Annotated in this window: 25 protein-coding genes; 3 read left to right on the forward strand and 22 right to left on the reverse strand. The window is 50.1% G+C overall.

What is annotated here, in order from left to right:
• Window positions 1-37 precede the first annotated feature (37 nt).
• Complete coding sequence (locus AC506A_RS06730) at window positions 38-991, reverse strand: TIGR03943 family putative permease subunit (protein WP_495460197.1); 954 nt, start codon at window positions 989-991, stop codon at window positions 38-40.
• Window positions 988-1,902, reverse strand: a complete 915-nt coding sequence (locus AC506A_RS06735; protein WP_495460198.1) for a permease — start codon at window positions 1,900-1,902, stop codon at window positions 988-990. The genes AC506A_RS06730 and AC506A_RS06735 overlap by 4 nt, the downstream gene beginning before the upstream one ends.
• Window positions 1,903-2,077: 175 nt before the next feature.
• On the opposite strand from AC506A_RS06735, the gene AC506A_RS06740 reads away from it, so the two are divergent.
• Window positions 2,078-2,887 carry a 3'-5' exonuclease gene (locus AC506A_RS06740; protein ID WP_495460199.1) on the forward strand — a complete coding sequence of 270 codons (810 nt, stop codon included), beginning with the start codon at window positions 2,078-2,080 and terminating at the stop codon, window positions 2,885-2,887.
• A gap of 70 nt (window positions 2,888-2,957) precedes the next feature.
• On the opposite strand, the gene AC506A_RS06745 is transcribed toward AC506A_RS06740, so the two are convergent.
• The 15 genes from AC506A_RS06745 to AC506A_RS06815 form a co-directional block, all read right to left on the reverse strand.
• The gene (locus AC506A_RS06745) at window positions 2,958-3,398 is read right to left on the reverse strand and encodes a GNAT family N-acetyltransferase (protein ID WP_495460981.1); all 441 of its coding nucleotides are present in this window, start codon (window positions 3,396-3,398) and stop codon (window positions 2,958-2,960) included.
• 49 nt (window positions 3,399-3,447) lie between these two features.
• Window positions 3,448-4,167: an alpha/beta hydrolase family protein gene (locus AC506A_RS06750; protein ID WP_475779953.1), complete on the reverse strand. Its 720-nt coding sequence runs from the start codon at window positions 4,165-4,167 to the stop codon at window positions 3,448-3,450.
• Between the two features lie 232 nt (window positions 4,168-4,399).
• Window positions 4,400-6,166, reverse strand: coding sequence for a ribosomal protection-like ABC-F family protein (gene abc-f, locus AC506A_RS06755; protein ID WP_495460200.1), 1,767 nt, complete (start codon window positions 6,164-6,166; stop codon window positions 4,400-4,402).
• 367 nt (window positions 6,167-6,533) lie between these two features.
• Window positions 6,534-6,968 (reverse strand): hypothetical protein, encoded by a 435-nt coding sequence (locus AC506A_RS06760; protein ID WP_495460201.1) that lies wholly within the window; start codon window positions 6,966-6,968, stop codon window positions 6,534-6,536.
• Window positions 6,969-7,106: 138 nt separating this feature from the next.
• Complete coding sequence (locus tag AC506A_RS06765; RefSeq protein ID WP_495460202.1) at window positions 7,107-7,388, reverse strand: YqkE family protein; 282 nt, start codon at window positions 7,386-7,388, stop codon at window positions 7,107-7,109.
• Between the two features lie 74 nt (window positions 7,389-7,462).
• Complete coding sequence (locus tag AC506A_RS06770) at window positions 7,463-8,473, reverse strand: HoxN/HupN/NixA family nickel/cobalt transporter (protein ID WP_495460203.1); 1,011 nt, start codon at window positions 8,471-8,473, stop codon at window positions 7,463-7,465.
• 158 nt (window positions 8,474-8,631) lie between these two features.
• Window positions 8,632-10,047 (reverse strand): sulfatase family protein, encoded by a 1,416-nt coding sequence (locus AC506A_RS06775; protein ID WP_495460204.1) that lies wholly within the window; start codon window positions 10,045-10,047, stop codon window positions 8,632-8,634.
• 23 nt (window positions 10,048-10,070) lie between these two features.
• On the reverse strand, window positions 10,071-10,952 hold the full coding sequence (locus AC506A_RS06780; protein ID WP_495460205.1) for an AraC family transcriptional regulator: 882 nt from the start codon (window positions 10,950-10,952) through the stop codon (window positions 10,071-10,073).
• Window positions 10,953-10,996: 44 nt separating this feature from the next.
• A complete protein-coding gene (locus tag AC506A_RS06785) occupies window positions 10,997-12,424 on the reverse strand; it encodes a sulfatase family protein (protein ID WP_495460206.1) in 1,428 nt (475 codons plus the stop codon).
• Complete coding sequence (gene cysC, locus AC506A_RS06790) at window positions 12,421-12,987, reverse strand: adenylyl-sulfate kinase (RefSeq protein ID WP_495460207.1); 567 nt, start codon at window positions 12,985-12,987, stop codon at window positions 12,421-12,423. Before cysC ends, AC506A_RS06785 begins: the two co-directional genes overlap by 4 nt.
• Before the next feature lie 32 nt (window positions 12,988-13,019).
• Entirely contained in the window at window positions 13,020-14,018 is a 999-nt protein-coding gene (locus AC506A_RS06795) for a Gfo/Idh/MocA family protein (RefSeq protein WP_495460208.1), read from the reverse strand.
• On the reverse strand, window positions 14,011-15,444 hold the full coding sequence (locus AC506A_RS06800) for a sulfatase family protein (RefSeq protein ID WP_495460209.1): 1,434 nt from the start codon (window positions 15,442-15,444) through the stop codon (window positions 14,011-14,013). Before AC506A_RS06800 ends, AC506A_RS06795 begins: the two co-directional genes overlap by 8 nt.
• A 61-nt stretch (window positions 15,445-15,505) precedes the next feature.
• The gene (locus AC506A_RS06805) at window positions 15,506-16,309 is read right to left on the reverse strand and encodes a sugar phosphate isomerase/epimerase family protein (RefSeq protein ID WP_495460210.1); all 804 of its coding nucleotides are present in this window, start codon (window positions 16,307-16,309) and stop codon (window positions 15,506-15,508) included.
• A gap of 38 nt (window positions 16,310-16,347) precedes the next feature.
• Window positions 16,348-17,454 carry a Gfo/Idh/MocA family protein gene (locus AC506A_RS06810; protein WP_495460211.1) on the reverse strand — a complete coding sequence of 369 codons (1,107 nt, stop codon included), beginning with the start codon at window positions 17,452-17,454 and terminating at the stop codon, window positions 16,348-16,350.
• A gap of 40 nt (window positions 17,455-17,494) precedes the next feature.
• Entirely contained in the window at window positions 17,495-18,553 is a 1,059-nt protein-coding gene (locus AC506A_RS06815; RefSeq protein WP_495460212.1) for a Gfo/Idh/MocA family protein, read from the reverse strand.
• A gap of 83 nt (window positions 18,554-18,636) precedes the next feature.
• Here AC506A_RS06815 and AC506A_RS06820 point away from each other — a divergent pair, with 83 nt between their 5' ends.
• Window positions 18,637-18,831 carry a hypothetical protein gene (locus AC506A_RS06820; RefSeq protein WP_495460213.1) on the forward strand — a complete coding sequence of 65 codons (195 nt, stop codon included), beginning with the start codon at window positions 18,637-18,639 and terminating at the stop codon, window positions 18,829-18,831.
• Window positions 18,818-18,964 carry a hypothetical protein gene (locus AC506A_RS06825; protein ID WP_495460214.1) on the forward strand — a complete coding sequence of 49 codons (147 nt, stop codon included), beginning with the start codon at window positions 18,818-18,820 and terminating at the stop codon, window positions 18,962-18,964. The genes AC506A_RS06820 and AC506A_RS06825 overlap by 14 nt, the downstream gene beginning before the upstream one ends.
• 94 nt (window positions 18,965-19,058) lie before the next feature.
• Here the strand turns inward: AC506A_RS06825 and AC506A_RS06830 are convergent, their stop codons facing one another.
• The 5 genes from AC506A_RS06830 to AC506A_RS06850 form a co-directional block, all read right to left on the reverse strand.
• Complete coding sequence (locus AC506A_RS06830; RefSeq protein ID WP_495460215.1) at window positions 19,059-20,000, reverse strand: ROK family protein; 942 nt, start codon at window positions 19,998-20,000, stop codon at window positions 19,059-19,061.
• Between the two features lie 10 nt (window positions 20,001-20,010).
• Window positions 20,011-20,964, reverse strand: a complete 954-nt coding sequence (locus AC506A_RS06835) for a DUF4434 domain-containing protein (RefSeq protein WP_495460216.1) — start codon at window positions 20,962-20,964, stop codon at window positions 20,011-20,013.
• Window positions 20,965-21,016: 52 nt separating this feature from the next.
• Window positions 21,017-21,859 carry a carbohydrate ABC transporter permease gene (locus AC506A_RS06840; RefSeq protein ID WP_495460217.1) on the reverse strand — a complete coding sequence of 281 codons (843 nt, stop codon included), beginning with the start codon at window positions 21,857-21,859 and terminating at the stop codon, window positions 21,017-21,019.
• A 2-nt stretch (window positions 21,860-21,861) separates the two neighbouring features.
• Complete coding sequence (locus AC506A_RS06845; protein WP_495460218.1) at window positions 21,862-22,761, reverse strand: carbohydrate ABC transporter permease; 900 nt, start codon at window positions 22,759-22,761, stop codon at window positions 21,862-21,864.
• An 84-nt stretch (window positions 22,762-22,845) separates the two neighbouring features.
• Window positions 22,846-24,234: an ABC transporter substrate-binding protein gene (locus AC506A_RS06850; protein WP_495460219.1), complete on the reverse strand. Its 1,389-nt coding sequence runs from the start codon at window positions 24,232-24,234 to the stop codon at window positions 22,846-22,848.
• Window positions 24,235-24,349: the final 115 nt, after the last annotated feature.

Genomic DNA, 24,349 nt, shown 5'->3' on the forward strand with positions numbered 1-24,349 from the left:
GCTCGTTCGAAATCTGAGCAGAGAGCCTTTATTGTTGTTAAGCGCGGTATACATAGGGATCCTTCGGTTTCGGAATCGATTTCCATTCGCTCACGTTCAGCATCGGAATTGTCTGCTTGAATGGCTGATAGAACGACCATGACAACGTGCCGGTTACTCGGACCCATTCATCGTTATGAAAGTCGGCCGTGTCTGACGGAAAATCGACCAACATCCCGAAGACGCCTGAATCTGCTACGCAATGAATGAAACCGAAGCGGAACACAAAATAATGATTCGCTTCCGTCTGCTCCCCCGCATAGACAAACCCGTCAAAGCTGACCTTCCGACCGATAAACGCATCCGGGAAGTTATAGATCGCTTCAAGTCCCTTCAAATAGTTGACATCCGTCAGTCCAACCTCCTTCAAAGGCAGAAACTCCTGCAGCTCTTGGCGCGACACCTTCGCATAACCTTGTTTGCCATAGAACACACTGGAATCAGGCTTCAGAAACTGGTGAAAGCCGGGATTATCTGCAGAAGCGTCGAAATTCGGGAACGAGAAGCCTTTCGCCTTCACGAAACTGGAATCAAGCGTTTGAACGGGCAGGAAGAAGCCGGTGAGAAGCGGGAAAATCAAAATGCTGTACGAGACAATACGCTTCCAGCGAATAGGCTGATCATGGGAATGGCCCAAATGATCATGATGCGCATGCGCGTGGTCATGGTTATGGTGGTCATGGTCATGATGCGCATGTGAATGCTCATGATCATGTTGTTCATGGTGATGTAACTCCTGCCCTTGGACATGCCGATTCGACTTCCGCCTGCTCTCTTCCCTCTCCTTCTTATACAGCCGCACAAATTCGAATAGAAACAGAATAATCAGCATCACGATCGCACTTTGCGTCAAATACGCGTACTTCAGGTTAATGTATTTATTCAAATTGCCGCCAAGGTGCATCATAATAAACAAGCACGCGAACCCTGCAAGCACATATAGACGAATCATCCCATCAGCCTCCCTACTAGCAATGATGAAGCCAGCGTACAAGCCGCTACCAGCGCAATGAGTACAAGCACGAATTTTCCACGGAAGACAGCCAGCAGCATGAGCGTGTTCTTGATATCGATCATAGGTCCGAATACGAGAAAAGCAGACAATGAGCCGATCGAGAACGTACTCCGAAAGGAAGAAGCAATGAATGCGTCGGCTTCCGAGCACAGTGACATGATGAACGCCAGTCCAATCATCATCAAGGAAGCTGCAATTGGTGTACTGCCGATATGCATCAGCGTTGACGTGGGAATAAAGGTTTGCATCGACGCTGCGATGAATGCACCAAGAACTAAGTATTTTCCAACGGAGAAAAACTCGTCGATCGCATGCTGCATCACTTCGTACAAGCGCGAATGCAGCGGCACATGAACACGCTCAGATGGGACGGTGTCAGCACCTGCAGCGATTTCAGCACTCGCTCCCTCCATCCCCCTGAGCGGAAGCTTCGGATACAGATAGGAAATGACGATCGCCGTAATGTACGCCACGACGATAGCCATCCCACCGCGGATCAGCACAATGTTCCAATCATTCCCGAATGCGATGTATGTTGCGAACAACACGATCGGATTAATGATCGGACCGGTCAGCATGAATGCAATGCCCGCGTGCAGAGGCACACCTTTGCGAATCAGCCGCCTTGTAATGGGAACAATGCCGCATTCGCAAGCCGGGAAGAACAGTCCCACCCCGCAGCCAATGAAGGTCGACAAGTAACGGTTTCGCGGAAGAATCCGTGCGATCACTCGTTCAGACAGAAAAGTCTGGATAAGTCCGGAAATGATGACGCCGAGCAGGATAAAAGGAATCGCTTCCATGATCATGCTTAGAAAGATCGTATTAAGCTGTAGAAAAGTAACCACTACAGGCACCTCCTGCTATGAACTGAACCATCGATTATTCGGACTCCATTATCTAATAACCAGTCAAAAATTGCTATTACTTCTGCTTAGGCTGCAACTTCCGACTACGCCAAGACAGCATGGCCCTAATTCTGTTACAATGAAGGACGACAACAATGCAGCGGAGGTTTCATAATTGGACTACATTATTTTGGACATCGAGTTTAACGGACGTAAATTCGCAAGCGAATTGCCGATGGAGGTCATCGAAATCGGAGCGGTCAGATTGAATGCGGATTTACAGCCCATTGCTGAATTCTCTGCTTTAGTCAAACCGGTCTATTTTGCCAAGCTCAACGAATTCATTAAGAAGAAAACCGGTATTCCGCAAGAAGGCATCGATGCGGCAGAAGGCTTTCCGGCCGTTATTCGTGACTTTATGAACTGGCTCGGCTCTAATGAGAACTTCCTGTTCGTCACTTGGGGCGGCGAAGATATGAAGCGGATTGTGTTTGATACGCGCATGCATAACATGGACGATGCTTATTGGCTCGCAGTCAATTACTTCGATTTGTTGAAAGGCTATATCCGCTATAAGGACGTCACTAACGATGTGAGCGTCGAAACGGCCCTTAATGAGCTGGGACTTGGCGGTGAAGATAACAATGCCCATCGCGCTTTGGAAGATGCACGAATGACGGCAGACATCTTCCGTGCTGTTTTTGAACATATGGATTTCGAGCGGAATCAGCAGTTCAAGGACGTCTATTCGAACGCGAAGGAACGCAAAATCGTCAAGAACGCGATCCGCATTATCGCATCGCAGAAAGTAACGCCGACCTGGGCGATGATCGTTGAGCATGTACTTAGCGGCAAGGTTACACTTGAGGACCCGCGTAAAGTTGCCGAGCTTGAAGCTTATTTCGATGCTGAAATGGCCAAAGGACCGCGTAAAACCCGCAGCTCGAACAACACGGAAACGAGCGAATCCACATCGGAAGTATAACAGTCGGAACATAGAAAAAAGCTTGGTGCGCGCAATGCATGATCATGCGCTGCTCACCAAGCTTTTTTTCTTATAATTTACGGTAATAGTGCAAGTAAGTATCGTCCTTCTCATAGCCATTGCGCTCATAAAGTCGCTGCGCGACCCTATTGTCAACAGCGGTAGACAATTCGATCCCCTTCGCTTCTGTCTGCTCACCGTACTGCTTCGCGGCATCAAGCAGCATCTGTCCGGCGCCAACACTTCGATAAGCTTCCAGGACATACAGATCGTTGAGAATCCACGACCTCTGCATAGAGATTGAGGAGAAGGTCGGGTAAAGCTGTGTAAATCCGATCAATTGTTCGTCACACTTCGCGACAAATACGACCGATTGCCGATGAATGAATCGCTCCCTCAGAAACTGCAGAGCGCCTTCTCGATCAGCAGGCTGGCCGTAGAATTGCCGGTATTGATCAAACATAATCGCCAGCTCAGGAAGGTCTTGCATCGTGGCTTGGTACGTATGAATGGTACGAATCATGGCCTATTTTCCCCTTCTTGCCTGCAAATCCGCGCACTTACATTAAACTCGAAGCTGCAAGAGCCAGTTCCCTGGCTACCCGCTCCCAGATCATATCGATCATAACGACTAGGTTAGGGCCTCTCTCGGGATGAACGTATGGCGCTTCTTTGCGGAAATAGTGTTGATGCCCCCCGATTAACGGAAGTGGAATAATATGTTTCGGAGCATATTTTACACGATTCCAGTACCACATGCCATACCGGTTTCGGCTAATTCCGCCCCAACTGCCCAGCCGCGTTATTAAATCGGCACACGCACCTTTCTCGTTTACCGCCACGACATAATGTACTTTACTGATGTAGTCCGCTGCAATCGGCATCTTAGGTGAGCCAACCTGCACAACTCGCCAATCCGGAATAATGCCTTCTTTATGCAGCATGACAGCTGCTTGGTAAGCGGCTACGCCTCCCCCGCTATGCCCGATGAACAGCACTGGTTTGCCTGCGGATTGCATGCGCACCTGTCCCGCTACGGCACGAGCACCAAACTGAACAGCACGTCGAAACCGGTATAGATCCTTGCGCACCCGCAGCAGCTGATGAAAGAAATTGTGTGTATGATCGCCATACGGGAAGAGTTCCCTGATGCTCGACGCTTTGCCGGCTTCGGCATATTTACGCTTCAGTTCCTTTACACATTCCGCAAAAATCGTACGACTCGAGCCTACGCCCGCCAATAAGTAGACATCCCAATCCAAGGTAACATCTGCCTGCATGCTGTTGTCACCGCCCTGTTGTGTTGGCCAATTAAGTTAGTTCGACCTTCAGCACTTAGTATGCGGCGGTGAATACGTTGTCATTCACTGCTGCAAACGTTACATTATTATATTCAGAAATCGTAAAGCCGTTTCTCATTTTCATGCAATTGAAGCACTTGACCGATGGCTGTTTGACCATAAAAAGAGTTATGCGGCAGCAATAGCATACCGACATAACTCTTGGATTGTGTTATCGTGTATTCAGCTGTTTCCTCTGGGCTAGGAGCTGCTTATACTCAGCGTCGAGCTCCGTATAACGGCTGTCGGTTGGCTTCAGCAAACTGAATTCGCCTAATAGAAATGCGATCCGGTTCGCGATAACCATCTTCTCTTCCTCGAGCTCCTGCTGTGCATCCCTATTCTCGCTTGATTCCGCAGTTTGCGAAGCGTGCGGTTTGTCGCGAAACGCCTCGTAGCCGGATTCGATTCGCTTGATCCCGCCATCTTGGAATACGAGCAGCTTCGTGCAAATCTTATCCATCAGATACCGGTCATGGGAGACGACAATCAGCGTTCCGCGATAGTCCGCTAACGTTTCTTCCAGCTGCTCACGGCTAGTCAAATCCAGATGATTCGTCGGCTCATCCAGAATCAGCAGGTCCTGCTCGCGCATCATGAGCTGCGAGAGCTTAATACGCGTTCGTTCCCCAAGACTTAACTGCGCAATCGGCTTCTGGAGCATGGAGGCATCAAAGCCCATATTAGCCAGCAAAGTTCGCGCTTTCCCGACATCACTGCGAATGTCATGGCTGTCTTGAAGCAGCTCGAGAACAGTGCGCCGTTGATCCAGATCGGACACATCCTGCGTTAAATAAGCGACCTTGGCTGTGGGGCTGATCCACAGCTGGCCGGCATCGACTGATTTCTGTCCGAGCAGCATTTGAATAAGGGTCGTCTTGCCGCTTCCGTTTGGTCCGAGTAAGCCGACTTTCTCTCCCCGCTGCAGATAGAAAGAGCTGTCTGTAAACAGCGATCTGCTGCCATAGGACTTGCTAATCCGCTGCGCTTCTACGATGCGCCTGCCGCGTTTCTCCGGCTGATCCCACCCGAAGGATACCTTCGCTTCCTCAGCCGGTTTCTTCACGCCTTCCAGATCAATCTTCTCCAGTCGGTGCAGCCGAGACTTGATCTGCTTATCCATGGCTTTGGCCTTGCTGCGATAAAATTCTTTCACACCAGTACGCATTTCAGCCATTTTCCCGACCTTGCCGGCTTCGCGATGCGCTTTGTCCGACCAGTTCTTCAGCCGATTGATTTCCGCTTCGATCTTCTGTTCATATTTCTGCTGCTCTTCAAACTGATGCAGCTGGCTTTGGAACCGGCGGGCTTTCTCCTCCCGATAGAACGTGTAGTTGCCGGGGAAGGATGTCGAAACGCCATCTTGCAGCTCGATAATCCGGTCAACGGTCTGATCGAGGAAATAACGGTCATGCGAGATGACAATTGTCGTGCCGCTGTACCGTTTAAGCTCTTGCACAAGCCAATCGACGCCGTCAAAATCCAAGTGATTCGTCGGTTCATCGAGCAGCAGAATATCCGGCTTCGAAGCCCAGATATGAGCGATGGCGAGCTTCGTCTTCTCGCCGCCGCTAAGTCCAGCAAGACGTTCGTCATCCCATTCCTTCACCTTTTGCAAGCCCAGATGACTTGCCGTTTGCAGGAACTGCTCGGTTTCACGAGATTCTGCTGATGGGTCCATCATTTGACTGAACGTGCTGACCGTATATGAGGTCGATTGCAGCAAATACCCAATGCGAAGCTGATCCTTATGAAACGTTAGCTTACCTTCATCAGGCTGTATGCTGCCGAATATCATATTGGCCAATGTTGTTTTGCCTGCACCATTCATCCCGACCAAGCCGATTCGTTCTCGGTTTGCCAGATCGGCGTCTACTTTCACGAGCACATTCGTATCGCCAAAGCTCTTCTTAATTCCGCGTAATGTTAATAATGTCATACCAATCACCACTTTTAGTTTAGTTGAACAACTGACATGGGCGATGATTGTCGAAGACAACAAAAAACCGCAAGGCACGCCTGCGGCTAAGGATATGCGGATATAGAGATAGCGTGAACACACCTTAAATAGAGGCCAACAATTGGCATCAATCCAGGCAGAAGGAGTCGTCTCCTATAGACACACGTAACCTATTCCGCTCCGCGCACAGGCTGAGCTCATCTCTTATCGTCATTTTCGAAAATCATGATCGACAGAAAATTAGGTCCACATGATGTCTAATTGGATACCTCCTACAACTTTCAAGATACCCCATTATAGCATGGCGATGTCGCGCTTGCACCTCTCTATTTCCATAAAAATTAGTTTAGTTCGTGAAAGCGGTGAAGTTGAAGCTCTCTGGTCCAACACGAATTGTACCAATTGCAGACGTCTGGATCCACACAGAGTAAGCCTGGTTCGCAATATTAGGCGCGTTGAAATCAGAGCCGGAAAACGAGATCAGCTGTGGTCCGAGAATACTGAGCGAAAGGTTTGCCGCAGCGGAGAACACGTTGACATCACCTGCCGTCAATCCTCTTGTCACGAAGACTGTAACCGTCGTCAAAAGCGGAATAAGCGGCAATTGAACCGCTGCAACGCCTGTAAATTCGACCCGTGTTTGCCCCGCTACGCCTGCAGATAGATCAAGGGTTTGCTGAGCAATCAAGTTTGGCGTGTTGATAACTAACATCGGGACGTTAATGGAGTTGGCGTAACTCGCATTTTGTGATGTTTTCGAATCTAGCAAAATAGCAGCCATAATACATCACCTCCTTTATCTATTCATATGTCAAGTTGAACGACAAAGATTGGACAGGTGTGTCAATAATCCAAATAATTCCATAGGTATACATGAAAAAGCTCCTGTCTACTTGCTAGACAGGAGCTTTCTTTGCGATTAGCTTTTGTTATTCCGCCAATCCATCTTGCTGTTGTTTAGGAGATATTCGAAGTCGTTCTCTTGCCGTTTCTTCTCGGCAGCACGCGCTTCCTCCTCTTGTTTGCGAAGGTCTGCCTTACGCTTCTCCTCCGCATCTTTTAAATCCTGTGCAGCGCCTTTGAGCTTATCAAGCACTTCCGGTCGCAATAGATCCTTCAGTGTCGCAGGCTTCTCCTCATTGGATTGCTTCTGCTGCTGATGCGAATGGGAAGTCGGTTTAACCTTTGATTTCTTAGCCATCGTGATCACCTACCTGCAATCATTATAGCAAGTCAAACTGCTGCGTTGCTAGTCCCCTTGCCGGTCCGGAGCTGCTAGTAACGTTCCTCTAGCTTCATCGTCTTCCAGACGATCACGGACACAAGCCAAGCAATGGCGAACAAGGCGACTAAGAAATAACCGAGGTCTCCCAAATCAAGCCTGCTAACCCATTGCAGAAACGGAGCTTGCAGATGGAGCCTCTCCGTCATAATTTGCAGCAGCTCTACCATGCCGATGAGCAGTGCTGACACAACAGATACACTGGTGACCGTAACGTTATAGAACATTTTCCGAAGCGGCGTATTGAACGCCCACCGATAGGCTTTGGTCATAAACATGCCATCCGCCGTATCCAGAAGACTCATGCCGGATGCGAACAACAGCGGCAGCGCGAGAATGCCTAGGATCGATACGGAGCTTTGCGCCGCTCCTGCGGAAATCGCCATCAGCCCCACCTCTGTTGCGGTATCAAAACCAAGACCGAACAGAAATCCGAGCGGATATACATGCCAGCTGCGGCTAATGAGTCGAAACAGCGGCTTAAACAGTCTCGAGAATAATCCTCGAGCTTCTAAGAGCTTTTCCAGTTCATCGTGATTATGATTGCCGCTGCGCATTTTGCGAAACAGCTGAAACAAATTGATAAGTACGAGTAAATTGATGATGCCGATAAGGAGTAGGAAAATACCCGAAACGGAAGTGCCGATCAACTTCCCGGTATGCTGCATGAAAGGCATTTCGTCCTGAATCCATTTAACCGAGAAAGCAATGGCGAGGACCATCAAGAACACGACAGAAGAATGACCAAGCGAGAAATAGAAGCCGACGCCAAGCGGATTACGTTTCTGCTGAACAAGCTTACGCACCGTATTATCAATAGCCGCAATATGATCTACATCGAACGCGTGTCGCATGCCAAGCGTGTACGCCAATAATCCGAGACTCCAGAAGCCTGCATCCGCACGTACCGCAACCATTAAGCCAATGAAACCCACGAGATGCAGAGCCAAGACGACCAGTACGTAACCTGCCCAAGATTTGCGCTGTTTCCAAAGTTCGTTCATTCGTCTTCCCCCACTCCATCATGTTAGATAATCTAACAAGAATATGTGAATTCATTATAAAAGGAACGCTTTGGAAAAGCTATACCAAAAACCGAATCTATGAAAAAGGAGTGTCCAACTGTCGCTAGCCCAGTTCGCACTCCAATCCATCCCTTTTCTTATCTATGCAATATCGCTCCATTTAGAAGCTGTCTGCGTGTCCATTCGTTGAAGACGACCGGGTCTTCATCTGTTGTAAGGCGGTCAAACAAACGCTGACGCAGGTTTGCCACCACTTCTCCGTGCTCCGCTTCACCAATAACATTGATTAATTCTGCCGCATCAGACTGCAGATTATAGAGCTCATCCGTGTCAGTTAAATTCCAGATGTATTTCCATGTCTTCGTTCGAATCATGCGCTGCGTATACAAACCAAATTGTTGACCGTTGTAGGAGGCCACAATTTCATCCCGCCAGTTCACGTCTTGCGGCACACTGCCCTTCAATAGAGATACGATGGATTGGCCATGAAACTCGACTGACGGCGGTTCACCCACAGCTCCCGCCAGCTCCAATACGGTAGGACCTAAATCAAGCAAATTATAGACGAAAGCCTCGCTCTCTGCCCCTGCTTGCAATTGACCAGGCCATGATATCATAAGCGGCACACGAACTACGTCATCATATAGGATGTAATGCTTATCCATCATCCGGTGAGAGCCGCACATATCGCCATGGTCAGCTGTGAAAATAATGACTGTATTCTCAGCTGCACCACTTTGGGCGACTGCATTGATAATCCGGCCAATTGCCTCATCCAGCTGGCTAATGATTCCGTAATATCGAGCAACAACCGGTGCCCAATCCGTCCAAGTATAGTTCTCAACACCCCAGCTAACCAGCTGCTGCTGCTGGATGTAAGGCTTTCCCTTGAACGATTCTTGAAACCCTGCCCATTCCGGAATCCCATCCGGATCATACATGTCAGCAAACCTGCCGGCTGGGCGGCACGGGAGGTGCGGCTCTGCGAAGTGAACAGCCAGATGCCACGGTTCCTCCTCGTCGTTCAGCCTATCTAACGCTTCAATTGCCCGTTCCGCGAACCAATGGGTCTCCGAATCCTCCAGTGGGATCGGATTCGTCTCGCCGAAATAGCCGTTCGTATAGGCTGCATCAGGATAGCGATTCTTTCGAAAGGCTCTGTACTCGGTTTCACTCACATAAGAGTCGTAGCCAAACGCTGTAGGATCCTCGCTTGGATTGACGCCCCATTTGCCGAGAAAAGCGGATCGATATCCCTTCTCTGCGAGCGCTGCACTCCAGGAATACTGATCTGGCTGCAAGCTGCCAACGGGTAGAAACGCATTGTAATTCCACAATGCGCCGAATGTTTCGGCCCTTCTGCCATGAAGCATCGACTGCCGGGCAGGACTGCACACCGGAATGTGTGAATAAGCGTGGTGAAACACGGTGCTCTGCGCCGCAAGGCGGTCCAGATTAGGCGTTTGAACCGGATAGACGCGGCTGTAGCCGACGCAATCATAACGCAATTGGTCGGCCGTAATTAGCAATATATTAGGAGGGCGCTGTACCATTACGGTTGTTGTCTCCTCTCGGGTTAGCCACTTACACGATATTGGCTTGGTGAACAGCCGACATGTCTAAGGAACAACCGATTAAAGAAGGATTGATCTTCATAACCGACCATCGTCGCGATGACAATAACCTTCTCGTCGGATTCCATTAACAAATGTTTGGCGCGCTCGATCCGCACCTCATGAAGCGCTTCAAACACGCTTCGGTTATATTCCTCTTGCATGAGTCGATTTAGCTGACGGATGCTGGAGCTGAACAAATAAGATAAGGACTGGAGCGTAATCTTCTTCTCATAGTTACGTTCGAGATAACCATAGATGCGCTTCGCCGTCATTTCACGTTCCATCTGGCGCGGGGAAGGATGTGCGCGCTGCTGCTGCATTAACGTGTAATAGCGAGAGAGCAAAACGAGCAGCTCGATGAGTTGCAGCCGAATTAGCGTGGTATGGCCAATCGAGCGCCCATTCATCTCGCGAAGCATATTTTCAAGCAGCATCAGCACATGAGCCGCATCCTGACCATGCAAATTAAGCCGATGATTAAACCGGACATCTTGCTTCAGGAAGGGATGAACGTAGAAATAATCCATCGATCCGGTGATTTCCAGTTCGGCCAGCAGTGCGTCCGGGATGAAGGAGGGCATAAACAAGCAGTTGATAATTTCCATCTGCTCGCCTTTCTCTACTTCATAGGCATGGGTTTCTCCGGGATTGATAATAAATACATCGCCTGCATGACAGGCATAATGAGTGCCTTCAAAGACATGCATCCCCTTCCCCCGAACGACATACACGAGCTCGACAAATTCATGCCCATGCTCGCGAATCGAACCTTGAACCGTGCGTGTAATCCAGAAAGGAAATTCTACCTTCATATACCGGTTACTGCTCAATATATCCTTCATACACGCCCACCTTCACCAACATCTCTGACTTGCACTCGAAGCAATTATTTAATGTGTGAGTGTTTACTGGCCGCTTCATCAAATTTAGAGCGATCCGGATTGCTCTTCCATTCGTCCCAAGTCATGCCCGCTCCCGCCAAAATCTGTTCAATCCGTCTGCGGAACGGCAGACCTCTCTCCTCTAGCTGCACGACCATCGGGTCTTGTCGTCCTTGAAGCTTGCGCTGCACCCAGTCTTCCAGCTCATGCTCGAACGCTTCAGCCAGCGCCGGCGCTGAATCTGCGAGATTCGCTTTCTCCTCGGGATCAACAGATAAATCATATAATTCTCGCGGCGGCCTTGTAAAAGGTCCGGCATCGTAGGTTCGGATAAACTTGTAGCGATCTGTCCGAATTCCTCTGGCTGCCTGCCACGCACATTCGCTCAAGTAGACCGTTTCATGTGTCCCTTCAGACTGCCCATCGATCGTTTGCCATAAGCTCTTGCCGTCAAGCCCGGCTGGGTCCTTCAACTTCGATAAATCGATTCCATCCGGCGCTTCCTTCCGAATGGCTTCGAGCAAAGTCGGAAGCAGGTCGACCTGCTGCACAAGTCCTGACGCGCGTCTTCCCTCCGGCATACGACCAGGCCATCTCATAATGACAGGCACATGGACGGTTGGCTCATATAAGCCGCAATGATCCCAATAAATATCATGCTCGGTCAAACTCTCGCCATGATCGCCGAATAACACGAGCAGCGTCTCTTCTTGAATACCTAGCTTCGCCAAATGATCGTCAAGTTCCTTCAAGCGATCATCCAAATAACGGATTTCCGCGTCATAGAGCGCATCATAATAATCACTGTCGGTCACTTGGCCGACGAGATCATAATGATGGTGCTTGAAGAACGGATAAGCCGAGTGATTATAGGCGCCTTCCATGCTTTTGTTGCGCGGATCAAACGGATCCTTCGCCGAATCATAAAACTCCGGAATGTAAGACTCCGGGGGCAAATACGGTGTGTGCGCATCCCAATAATGCAGAAACAGGAAGAATGATTCGTCTTTATGCTGCTCGATCCAAGGCAGAGCCAGTTTGTTGATTGTGCTGCCATCAATCCAGCGGTTGCCGCCAACGCTGTTAATATAGTAGTTGTAGCCGCGAGCAAACCATTCCTTCAACTGATACATATTATCGACGGCACCCGTTGTAAACCCGGCCGAACGCAGCAAGTTCGGAAGCCATTCCACCGATTTCGGCAGCTGCGTCAAATCGGAACCGTGTGAGACGGCGCCGGTAGTGAGACCGATTTTGCCGGTAAAGACACCGGTATGGGCTACCTCTGTAGGAATATCGGCCGCATACGCCTGCTCGAAGAGTACTCCATCGCGTGCGATTTGATCCAAATGGGGACTAGTTCGCTTCGTATAGCCATAACTGCTTAAACGAGATGCCCGAAGCGTATCGAGCGATATTAGAATGATTTTCATAGCCCACCGAGTCCTTTCTGGTTGTCTTTATACATCGTCGATGTGCTTTGATCAATCCATGCCAGAACCGCGTCTACATTCTGCTCCGGCGCCTGGGTGGAGGTGCACAGCGTAATGGCTGGATTCTCCGGTTCCTCATAAGGATCCGATACGCCGGTGAAATGGACGATTTCCCCAGATCTCGCCTTGGCGTATAACCCTTTCACATCGCGCATTTCACACACATGGAGCGGGCATTTCACGTAGATTTCCACAAAGGATGGAATTTGCTGTTTCGCGTAATCTCTCATCGCTTTGTAAGGGCTGATGGCTGAAACCAGCACATCAACCCCGTTGCGGGAGAGCAGATTGGCAATGTATGAGATTCTTCGAATGTTCTCGAATCGATCCTCCATGCTAAAGCCCAGCCCTTTGCAAATCGTAGCTCGCAGCTCATCGCCATCGAGCAGTTCTACCCGTCGTCCGCGTTCAAGCAGCTTCTTCTCTACGGCTTTGGCTGTCGTTGTTTTTCCAGCGCCGGATAGTCCGGTAAACCATAATACCGAGCCGTAACCGCTCTTCATGATCGTTTCCCTCCGTATCTCCTGCAGCATCCCTATCTATGGACTGTAACCGGAGCTCCGCCAAGCTGATGCGACGTAATCGCCGCTTCAATCACTTCTTGGGCAGCGAGCGCGTCTGCTCCTGATGCCGTTATTTGTTCAGGTGTAACGCCTGATTTAATCTCCTCGATGAAACAATTGATGCGCTGATCAAACGTATCGTCAAACCCTTTCATGCCGCCGAACAGCGGATTTCGAACGACGGTCAGTTCATCGGATTCATGCGGGTAATACGTCATGCTTTCGTACACGTTATCTACTACGATCCTACCTTCATTCCCTGCAACTTCGCAATACTCAATGGGGTGCCGCATCGACATATCGTAGCTCCCCGTCAAATGTCCGACAGCGCCGGATGCGAATTCCATATTAATCGATACGGTCGACCACGATTCGCGGCCCGGAGCCTTGGTCATAAAGGATTGAACCCGCTTGATATCCCCAGCAAAATAACGCATAACATCGATAGAATGCGGATGCAGCGCACGCATATGCAGCCATTCCGTATCTTCCTGCGGATTGCGGATGGTAAGCCGCATATTCAGGAAGAGCAAGGAACCGAGCTTGCCGGAAGTGACAAGCTCCTTGGCTTTATAGGCAGCCGGCGTGAACCGGTGATTCAAGTTGCAAGCCAGTCGAACGCCTTGCGCTCTCGCAGCTGCCACCATTGTACGAGCCTCTTCAATGGAGTTGGAGATCGGTTTCTCGACGAACACATTCTTGCCCGCCTCTATGGCTATCATAGTTGGCGCGAAGTGATGGCTGCCCTTCTCAACGCCGGCCGTGGCCACAACGACGACATCTACGTCTTCCTGCTCAAGCAGCTCGCGTAAATCCGTATAGAACGGAACGCCATGCAGCTTCCCAGCCGCCTCAGCGCGCTCCGGCATGAGATCGCATACCGCCGTCAGTTCGGTATCCGGATGCCTTTTGTACGCATGACAGTGGATTTTGCCGATATGGTTAACGCCGACGACTGCTACTTTAATCATTGCTTTCCACCGTCTCTTTAACTTCCTCTTCTTGTTCCTTCTCCTTCTGCTGCAGCTTGCGTGCATTGTTGATAGACCCGATATAGAGCGAATCGTAAGCCTCCTGCGAGGAGGTGAATATTTTGTTCTGTCCGTGCCAATTGGTGTTCGTGTAAATCGGATTAGTCCGGTTGACTTCTTCCTCACGTTTGGCAATATACTCATTCATTCGCTGCTGCAAGAAAGCAACCACTTCCGGTTCCTGATCTGCTACGTTCACGTTCTCCTGCGGATCGCGAATGAGATTGTACAGCTCGATCTCCGGCTTGTAATGGAAATCAGGCTCTAGCGAGCATATCAGCTTCCACTCCGGCGTACGCCAGCCGTGTTTACGCATCCAGGTGCACTCCGTAATGTAGAGTTCGCTTTTCTCCAAACTGCTGTCGGCGTCACCTGTGATGAAAGCGTTCAGACTGCGCCCGTCATAAGAGGTACCTGAGTCAATTTGGAGCAGGTCCAGAACCGTTGGCATAATGTCCGAAATGACGCTGACGCTCGAAACTCTCGTGCCAGCCGGCACGCGTCCAGGGAACTTAATGATAAGCGGAACGACAAGCGTGCAATCATAGAGACCGTGGTGGTCAAAATAACAATCATGCTCATACAGCGTTTCGCCGTGATCGGACGTAATAACAATAAGTGTATCTTCCTCTAGTCCCATATCGGCAAGTTTAGTGAATAGCGACTGAATGGCAATATCCATATACGCGATCGAACCATCGTACTGAGCGGTAACATACTCATGGTCCGTCACGTCTTCCCCGATCCATGATTTCAGATAATCGCCGAACGGCTTGAAGTCATAGACAGGCTCCATCGAAGTATTGGATGGGTCCTTCTCGTCTTTCCCATAGAACATCCGCTCGAACGGCTGCGGAGGCAAATACGGCGAATGTGGATCCATATGACGCAGGAACAGGAAGAACGGTTTATCCTCTGCCGCGAGGCGCTCCAGCTCAGGAATAGCCACATCGTTCAGGTTCTCCGCTTTCGGCGCACGCCCGTTCTCCTCATTCGGAAGCCAAGACTCATAGTTCAGGTAGTTCTGGAATCCGCGCGCGGATGGATTACCGGTAAATCCAATACATGTCGTATTGTAGCCATTCGCTTCCAGCACTTCAGCGAGCGTATCCACATGACCGCCCAGCGGTCCTTCATGGCGCAGCGCCACGACGTCCGTTCCGAACACGTCCATCCCTGTAAGCATGGAAGCATAAGCAGGCGTAGTCGGAATGCTCGGGCTAAAATGCTGCTCGAACAACACACCTTGCGAAGCAAGTTTGTCGATATATGGCGTCGTCAGACGCGAATAGCCATAGCCGCTCATATGATCGCGGCGCAAGCTGTCGATGCCGAAGAATAGAAGATTAGGTTTTTTTGCGGACATAGAAGTAGCCTCCTAAGCGTATTTGGGATGAGTTGATTGATAACGACTTATTCCGTCCCGTCTATCGGGCGTTTAATTTCTTGAAAATAGCATTCAGATAGCCGTAAGATTCGGCCGCTACAGCTGTTACTTGTTCAATAGTATGGGTTGGCTGCGCGCCGATGACTTCAAGTACTACAGGACCGTCGTAAGCACCATCTACTAATGCTTCACAATAGCCAAACAAATCGATTTCCCCTCGACCGCATGCTTGCAGCTCGATTGAACCCGGGCCTTGTTCGCGGCCTTTGCAATCGCGGATGTGAATATGTTTCACGCGGCTGATGACGGCAGGAAGTGCTTCTTCGGCGTTCTCGCCTGAGCGATGGATATGGCTTGGATCCATATCGATGCCGAACGAAGACGACGCAATTTGTTCCATTGCCGCAAGTGTAGTCGGCGTGTTGTAGATGGAGCTGCCGACATGCGCTTTCACGCATAGCGTAACGCCGAAAGTACCGGCTATCTCGGACAAGCGGCTCAGCGTTGCGATCGATGCAGCCAAATCCTCGTCCACGCCGGATTTCCCGCCCGGACCAACATTTACAATCGGTATTCCAATCGCTTGTGCCGCTTCGAAAGCAAGCAGCAGTCGTTCTTCGTTAAGCGATGCTACTTCCATCGAGAGAAACTTCAATCCGTTCTCTTGCACGATCGCCAGCAGCTCATCTTTCTGCTCCTGCCAGCGGCTAAGATCAAGATGCTCACACATACCTTGAATGGCCGAGATTTCTACTCCGTCGTACCCGCATTGCGCAATAAGCTTCGCTGCTTGAGCGAAATCATAAGATTTGAATAATACCGAGTTTACGCCAACTTGAATCATAGTAAGTTCCTCCTCATGGTTCTGATTAATGTTAGTTTTTATTTCAAGAACAACGGATCGCCATGAAGCGGCGGCAGCGGATGCGGTCTGACCATTTCCCCGCCGCGCTCGAACGACTCGATTACTGCGAACGTATATTCCAATACAGCAAGCGCATCACGGCCATTAGCACGCAGCTCCTCGAATGGAACCTTGTTCGATACATCCTCCAGGAAAGCATGGAGCCTGTGATTGAACGTAGAATTGAAGTCATTTGTTCCATAATCCGTCACTTCAGGCTCTGGCTGCACACTGATTGCCGGAATGCCTTTAGCCGCTTTCCAGTACGAGATTTTCTCCACGCAATTCTCGATGCAGAATGTCCCTTTCGTACCCGCCATTTCAAGACTCCACCAGCCGCCAAGTCCATAAACCGCATCGCCGCGCTGGCTCAGCAAGTAGCCTACACCGCCATTGGCAAATTTCAGATGGATGCTGTTAATCGATGCCATAACATCCCCTGCGCTTTTGCGGAAACCGGGACGATCCGAGAACGTCTGAATGTGCGTAATATCGCCGCAGAAATGTCTCATTACACTAAGCGGATGCGTAAGGAATGCTTTCATATGAAAATAGGGATGGCCTTTCACTTTACCAGAGCCGGCAGGTCCATAATTGGCTTCTCCGCCGTTAAAGCCCATCTTAGCCAAGCAGTACACAAGCTCACCGATATCGCCATTCTCGATGTATTGCTTGCCTTTGGCAGCCGGCTCCGTGAAATAATGGTTCAGGTTGCAGCCGAGGTACACCTTCTGCTTCTCCGCATAGGCAACGAGCTCGCGCGCTTCGCGAATATCATGGCATAGCGGCTTTTCCACCAACACATGCTTCCCGTAGCTGATGGCTTCCATCGCCGGCTCGAAATGCCAGCTTCCGTTGTCGATCCCGCCAGTCGTGACGTCGATCACTTCGATGTCCGGCTCGTTCTCGATCATCTCTTTCAAGCTGTAATAGGCTTTCACGCCGTATTTCTCGGCTGCCGCGTCCGCGCGTTCCTTCACGATATCGCAAACCGCGACGAGATCAGCAAGCGTATCTTCCTTATGACAAACCGCGTGCAAATTTCCGATTCCGTTCATACCTACAATTCCGATTTTAACTGCCATGGATTGATCCTCCTGAATGTTTGTATTGGGTTAAGATTATCTATTGCATGTTATCGATCTTCGGATCGCCCAGCAGCACTCGCCGGCCCTCTTCGTTCGATATGTAAGAAGCAAGCACTATTCGGAGCGATGTGCGTCCGTCCTCGACAGTAGCAATCGGCTCGCGTTCACCGCGAAGGAATGCAGCGAGCGGCTCTGCCAATCCGCGTATACGGATACCATGATTCGCCGGGGTTTCAATCTCGCTCGGCGTCCAAGTGCCGGTAGCAGTCGTATATTTCATGAGGCCAGCGCCGTCATCCGGACGAGGTACATTACAGCTTGTGGCGTCCCCGTAGTTCTGGACGATCGTGCCCAGCTCTCCGATGATTTCTGTCGTATTCTGAGCAGAGGTACAAGTGAAAGAGCAGCTCACTTCAGCAATCGGCCCGCCGGCATAGCGATACACGGCAATGCCGTTATCCATTGGAATCCGCGGGTTGTACATGGAGGCAATTTCAGCCGTTACGCTTTCTGGCTCACCTAACAGCCAGTGAATGAAATCAGTTGGATGCGCAGAATCGTCTGCCCATATATCTCGATTCGCAGCCGGATCCACATGCCAAGAGTTCGCAAAATCAGCATGAAGGCCAACCGGCAGACCGTGTCTGCGTCGAACCATAAAGATTTGACCGAGCTCTCCACTCTCGATCCACTGCTTCATCTGAATGTTCTGAGGGTCCGTTCTCATCTGCCAAGCGAGAGTAAACGGTACTTGATGCTTCTGCACAGCCGCTACGATGCGATCGGCTTCCGCCATAGTGAGCGCCATCGGCTTCTGCAAAATAATCGCCTTTCCATTTGCGGCTGCAAGTTCTGCCAAATCAGCATGACGTGATGTTTCAGAAGCAATAACTACCGCCTGAATATCGCTTCGTTCAAGCAATTCCGCAGCATCCGCATACCCTTGTAGCTCATGCGTCTTACATGCCGCCTCCAAACGCTGTTCATCATGATCCCAGCCGGCTAGCACCTTCACGCCGAGATCAGCCGTTCTCCATACGTCACAATAAGCATTGACATGCCCGTGGGCAAATCCGAGGATTCCAATTCCAATCATTGGGTTCATACCTCTCCTTCACTTGTTTTTTGACTAGGTGAATTGGCTGTCACCACCCGATTAAGGCAGCAAGGAGCGCTTCAATGAAAACGATTACTTCCTTCATCATAATCAACCCGATGCACGGAATCATGGTCGATCTGGACAATAACTGTTACGATCAGGACATAAATGGAGGCCATTTCATGAAGAATCGGCCTGGCATGAATTGGGCAAGCTATGACCGCCTCCCTCAAGGCAACGACATAACGAGGAGGAAACATATTGTCCAGAAATAAGAACAAGACCTTGCAAGACAAAATGACAGCCCTGCAGGCGGATTCTCGGCAAGCCGAGAATAATGTTGCCGGTTCAACGGATCGGAATCGGAATCAGAAGGGTAATGTCCCTAACAGCCCGTCAACGGGTTAACAGACAGGCTAGTATCCGGCGAAAGAGGCAACAAAAAAGACAGCGGATTGCAAGTAGTACCCTTGCAAATCCGCTGTCTTTTTATCTATTGTTCTCACCCAGCAAGCTCCTTCATCAGCGCGAGATAGGCTGATCCGAACATACCTGCCATTTCTCCGAGTGCTGCTGGAACAATCGGGAGCTCCGGCTCATCTACATAGGCTTTCATCGCATGCGCGCGAACTCGGGACCGTATACGATCAAATAAGAAATCCCCTTGTTCGGTTACCGCACCGCCTATGACGATAGCGCCTGGATTAAAGGCATGAATGAGATTACCAAGTCCAATCGCAATATTGTCTGCATAACGCGCCACAATGGCGAGCTCCGCCTCATTGCCTGATTGTGCGCCAGCAAATATTGCCTCAGGTGAAAGACTGCTCAAGGACGTATGCTCGGCTGTCATTCGTTTAAGTGCCGTTACGGAAGCATATTGTTCCCAGCATCCTCGTTGTCCGCAATTGCAAGGCACACCATCCGATTGAATAACATGGTGGCCATATCCACCGGCATATCCGCTTCTCCCTCGGTACGGCAGCCGATTCACAATCAAGCAGCCTCCCACACCCGTACCGAGCGCGACGCAGAGAAAATCTGCCCATTGCCGTCCCGCCCCAAGCCATACCTCTCCCATTGCCATGGCATTGACATCGTTATCCACTTCAACCGGAAGACCGCAGCGATGCTCCATGATCGCTTTCAGCTGTGTGCCGCTCCAGCCCGGCAGGTTATCGGTAGCCGTTCCGATAACGCCCTCCCTATTCACAAAACCCGCCGTCCCGATGCCGACTCCTACAAGTCGGATCCCCTCTATTCGAGCGATTTCACGATATCGTTCAATCACGCCGTTAATGCGATCCAACAGCGCATCTCTCCCCAGCTGCGCTTCAGTTGCCAGTATCTCTACCCGCAGTGCATGGCCGGAGCGATCGACAATGCCGGTCTTCATGTTCGTTCCGCCAATATCGATTCCGATGACTGCGATTCGGTCCGTCATTGGTATCACCTCACTTCAATCGTGCCGCCGATTGGATGAAATCCATATAAGCCTGATACAGCTTCGGTGAATCCGGGTGCCCCGCATGTGCCGGGCTGTTCGGTTTATTTAACATCCCTAAATATTGATAGCATAAAATTTTATCAACGTACTTTGATGCGACCTCTAGCTGGCCTCTTACACGCTCGAATGGCGCCGGATGCAGCACCTTGCCGTGAAATTTGAAAATTTCAACATCCGCCCACAGCGGCTTCCCCGCCTTGTCATGTGCCTCACGTAGTCGTCCCCAAATATCGTCAAGTTCAGCAACAATCGTCTTGCCAACGCCTACTTCGTCCTGATAAGCAATGAAATCCGCATCTATCGCTCGCAATTGACCGACGAAATGTTCATCCGCCTTTATCGAACGTGTACCGAATGGTGCAATCAGCACCTGCTGCGGGCCGAGCTTGCGACAATGGTTCGCAAGTGTATTGACATATTCTAAGTAAGGCTCGGGAAAATACTGTTCAATCGCCGCTTCCACCGGGAAATACCAGCCTCGAAATGAAGAATGCTGCCCATAACGCTGCGAGAGCTCAGTTGCAAACTCGAATCGATACCGGGTTGCATCGCCGCCTTGACCGAACCCGTGAAAGATCGGCGTAGAGAAAAATCCCAGGCCAAGAAACACGGAAACACCTAGCCGATCAGCCACCTTAAGCACGACCTCCAGCGGATCGGGACAGACTAAATTCCAGCGCTCTTTGATAACATCCGATGGATAGAACGTCTTGCCATGCAGCGCCACCGACATGAGAATAAGCGTGTCCATCCCGGCATCCACCATTTCCGTGATCTTCAGTTCCCAATCGCCCGCACGGAATTGATCGGTTGTCGCATTCCAATGGTCCCCCTCGTAAGGGTTGGGGTGGTGAAAATCAAACCACGTTCCCGATATCGGTAGTACACGTGCAGCTGTCATATGCCATTCCCCGCTTCGCCGATAATTTATAGGTTTGTCCCGCTGACGCAGATTAACCCTTGATACCTGTTAACGTAATCCCTTCGATGAAATACTTTTGCGCGAAGAAAAACATAATGATGATCGGCAAGGTGAACAATGTAGAAGCTGCCATCAGCAAATCCCATTCCACGTAGTGCTCCGCCATAAACGCCTGCAAGCCAAGGGTAAGGGTATACCTGGCACTGTCATTCAAATAGAGAAGCGGACCGAGAAAATCGGACCACGTGTAGAGAAACGTGAATATTCCAATAGCCGCCAGCGCTGGCTTACACAGCGGGATCACGATGCGGGTAAAAATCGTCCATTCGCTCGCGCCATCAATTCTCGCGGCTTGAATGAGCGAATCCGGCAGCGTCATGAAGAACTGCCTCAGCAGAAAGATATAGAACGGTGCACCGGTGAATGTAGGTATAATCAGCGGCCAGTAACTCCCCACCAAACCAAGCTTCTGATAAATCATGTAGACCGGAATCATCGTCACTTGAAACGGAAGCAGCATCGTGGCAACAATGACCGGAAATATGTATTTTCGGCCATCCCACTCTACCTTTGTAAGCGAATAGGCGACCAGAGAAGACGAAATCAGCTGTCCAATGACACTCATCACGGTTACGAACAACGTGTTCATCATGTAGCGTGTATAAGGGATGCGTTCAAACACGCGGATATAGTTATCCCAATGAAAGGTTTGAGGAATGATCGTCAGCGTCGATTGGGAGATTTCATTCAATGATTTAAGCGAAGTACATACAAGCCATAGAAAAGGAACGACGAAGATCAGGCTGAGCACGATGAGCGCCGTATGAGGAAGAATGCTGCGATTCACTGTTTTGGCAAGAGGTCTCGTCGTCAACGTTAATCCCCTCCATAGGTGACCCATTTTTTGGACGTTTTGAACACGATCCACGTTACGAAACCGACAATCACGAACATCAACCATGCCATCGCCGATGCTTTTCCCATTTTCAGATAATAGAACGCATTGTGGTAAAGGTAGACCGCGTAGACGAGCAGCGAGTTCTCCGGACCGCCAATCTGACTGCCGTTCAAGCCGCCGGAGCTGCCGATAATGAAGTAAGCCTGGGTGAAATATTGAAATCCGTTAATGAGCTGCATGATCAACTGGAAGAGAATAATCGGGGAAATGCTAGGCAGTGTAATGTGAAGAAACCGTCTAAATACGCTTGCACCGTCGATCTCTGCTGCCTCATACAAGGTTGCCGATACGTCTTGCAGCGAGGCTAAGAAAATGACGATGACGTTGCCTACTGCCCACACCCCAATGATCAACAGCGACGGTTTCGTGTATACCGGATCTCCCAGCCAGCTTGGCGCATAGAGCCCGAGCTTTGTCAGCAATCCATTCAGCAGGCCATATTGTCCATTCAGAATCCAGATCCACAGCAGCGTTGAAGCAGCAAGAGGAACAATCGTCGGCATATAAAATAACGTCCGATACGCGGCCATCCCTCTTACCTTCACGTTAAGCAGCAGCGCAACTAGAAGGGCAAAAGCGAGGTTCAGCGGCGTTCCTAATAAGGTGAGATACAGCGTATTGCGCACACTGATCCAGAATAAATCATCATGGAACAATTCCGTATAATTGCCGAATCCGACAAACTTAGGCGGCTGAAACGCATTGAATTCCGTGAAGCCGTAATAGAAGGAAAGTATGATCGGATACAGCGTGAGCCCAAGAAATCCGATTAGCCACGGACTGGCAAACAACAGACCTTTTACAGTATTCTTCCCCATCGCACACCTCCGAAGCGGTTGAATCAGCTACGTCTCCCTCGGACTCCTAATCCGCCAGGAGTCCGAAAGAGACGATCAGCTTCTTTATTTAAGCGCGCTTGCCTTCTCGTCCGCTTCCTTCAGGGCATCCTCCGGCGATTTCTTGCCGTTAACAGCCAGTTCGAATTGGTCGGAAATCAGCTTCGCATATTCCGTCTGTACGGATACCGCCGGGAATGCTTTCAAGTTGGCATTCTTGGCAGCATCTGCAAACAACTTGAAGTCTGGTAAGCCCTGTAGAGAAGGATCGTCATATACAGAGGTGCGTGCCGGCAGGTTCCCGAACAGCGCATTGAATTTGGTCATGGACTCTTTGGAGGTCAGCCAGCTGAGGAACGCCCATGCGCCGTCTTTGTTCTTCGCATTCTTGGCTATGAAGAAGGTCGAAGCACTGACTTCTCCGCCGCCTGCTAATCCCGGCTGTCCTTCAGGACCCGGCAGCGGTGCTACGCCATAATCCAAGCCTTCTATCTTGAGCTGATTCTTCACGATGTTGCCGAACCATGGTCCGTCAAATCGAATTGCCTGTCTGCCTGAGATGAAAGGATCGGTAGCGTCCATGTATTTGGACGAGGAGTTAAATTTCGTGATATTGTCAACGCCGAATTTCTCGCGGTAGGACTTCATGAGGTTAATGGCAGCTAAGGTGCCGGAGTTGTTAGGAGTGAGCTTGCCGTCTGCGGATACAAAATCGCCGCCAAGCGCGAAGGACATCGGATTCACGTAATAGACGAGTGGGAAATCCGGAAAGCCCATTACTTTGATCGATTTGTCATCATTTAACTGCGTTAACTTTATGGCATCATCGAGCAGCTCTTTGTCCGTTGTAGGCGGCGCGGTTATGCCAGCGTCTGCGAATAGCTTCTTGTTGTAGAACATCATGTAGAAGTTTACGTTTATCGGCAGTGCATACGTTTTACCGTTATATTGGCCGCTCTTCAGCGCACCTGGGACGAAGTCCGACATGTCGTAATTGTCCTTGGCGATATATTCGTCAAGCGGTTCAAGAATCCCTTTCTCCGCATAAGAAGCTGTATTCGAGCTGAAATTGTCGGTAATATCAGGTCCGCTGCCGCTTGATAGTGCCACGATAATCTTCTGCATGTCAGGAACAGACAACCCTTTGACAGTGTACAAATCCTGAGAACCGTTGAATTCAGTGATCAGCTTCTCCAGATTCTCTGCTTCCGTGCCGCCCCACAAATACCAGAAGTCCACCACCGTTTTCTCTTTCGGCGCTTCCGTTTTCGTGTCTTCCTCCTTCGTCGTCGTGTTCCCATTCGTGCTGTTTGCTTCAGCAGTCGTGGTTTGTGCCGGCTTGTTCCCCTCTTCCGAATTCGAGTTCGAATTTGAGGAGCAGCCTGCAATCGAGAGACTTACCATTGCCGAGAGCGTTAATAAGACATACGACCTTTTCCAACCTCTTTTTACCATGTTCAACCCTCCATTTTCTTGGTCAATCATTGGGATAAGATAAGCGAACAGTGCGATCTATTCGTCTGATCTAGTTGAATGGGTTGTAGGGTACAAAAAACTCCCTAATCGGAAC

It is taken from the genome of Paenibacillus sp. N22P23 (assembly GCF_059383735.1).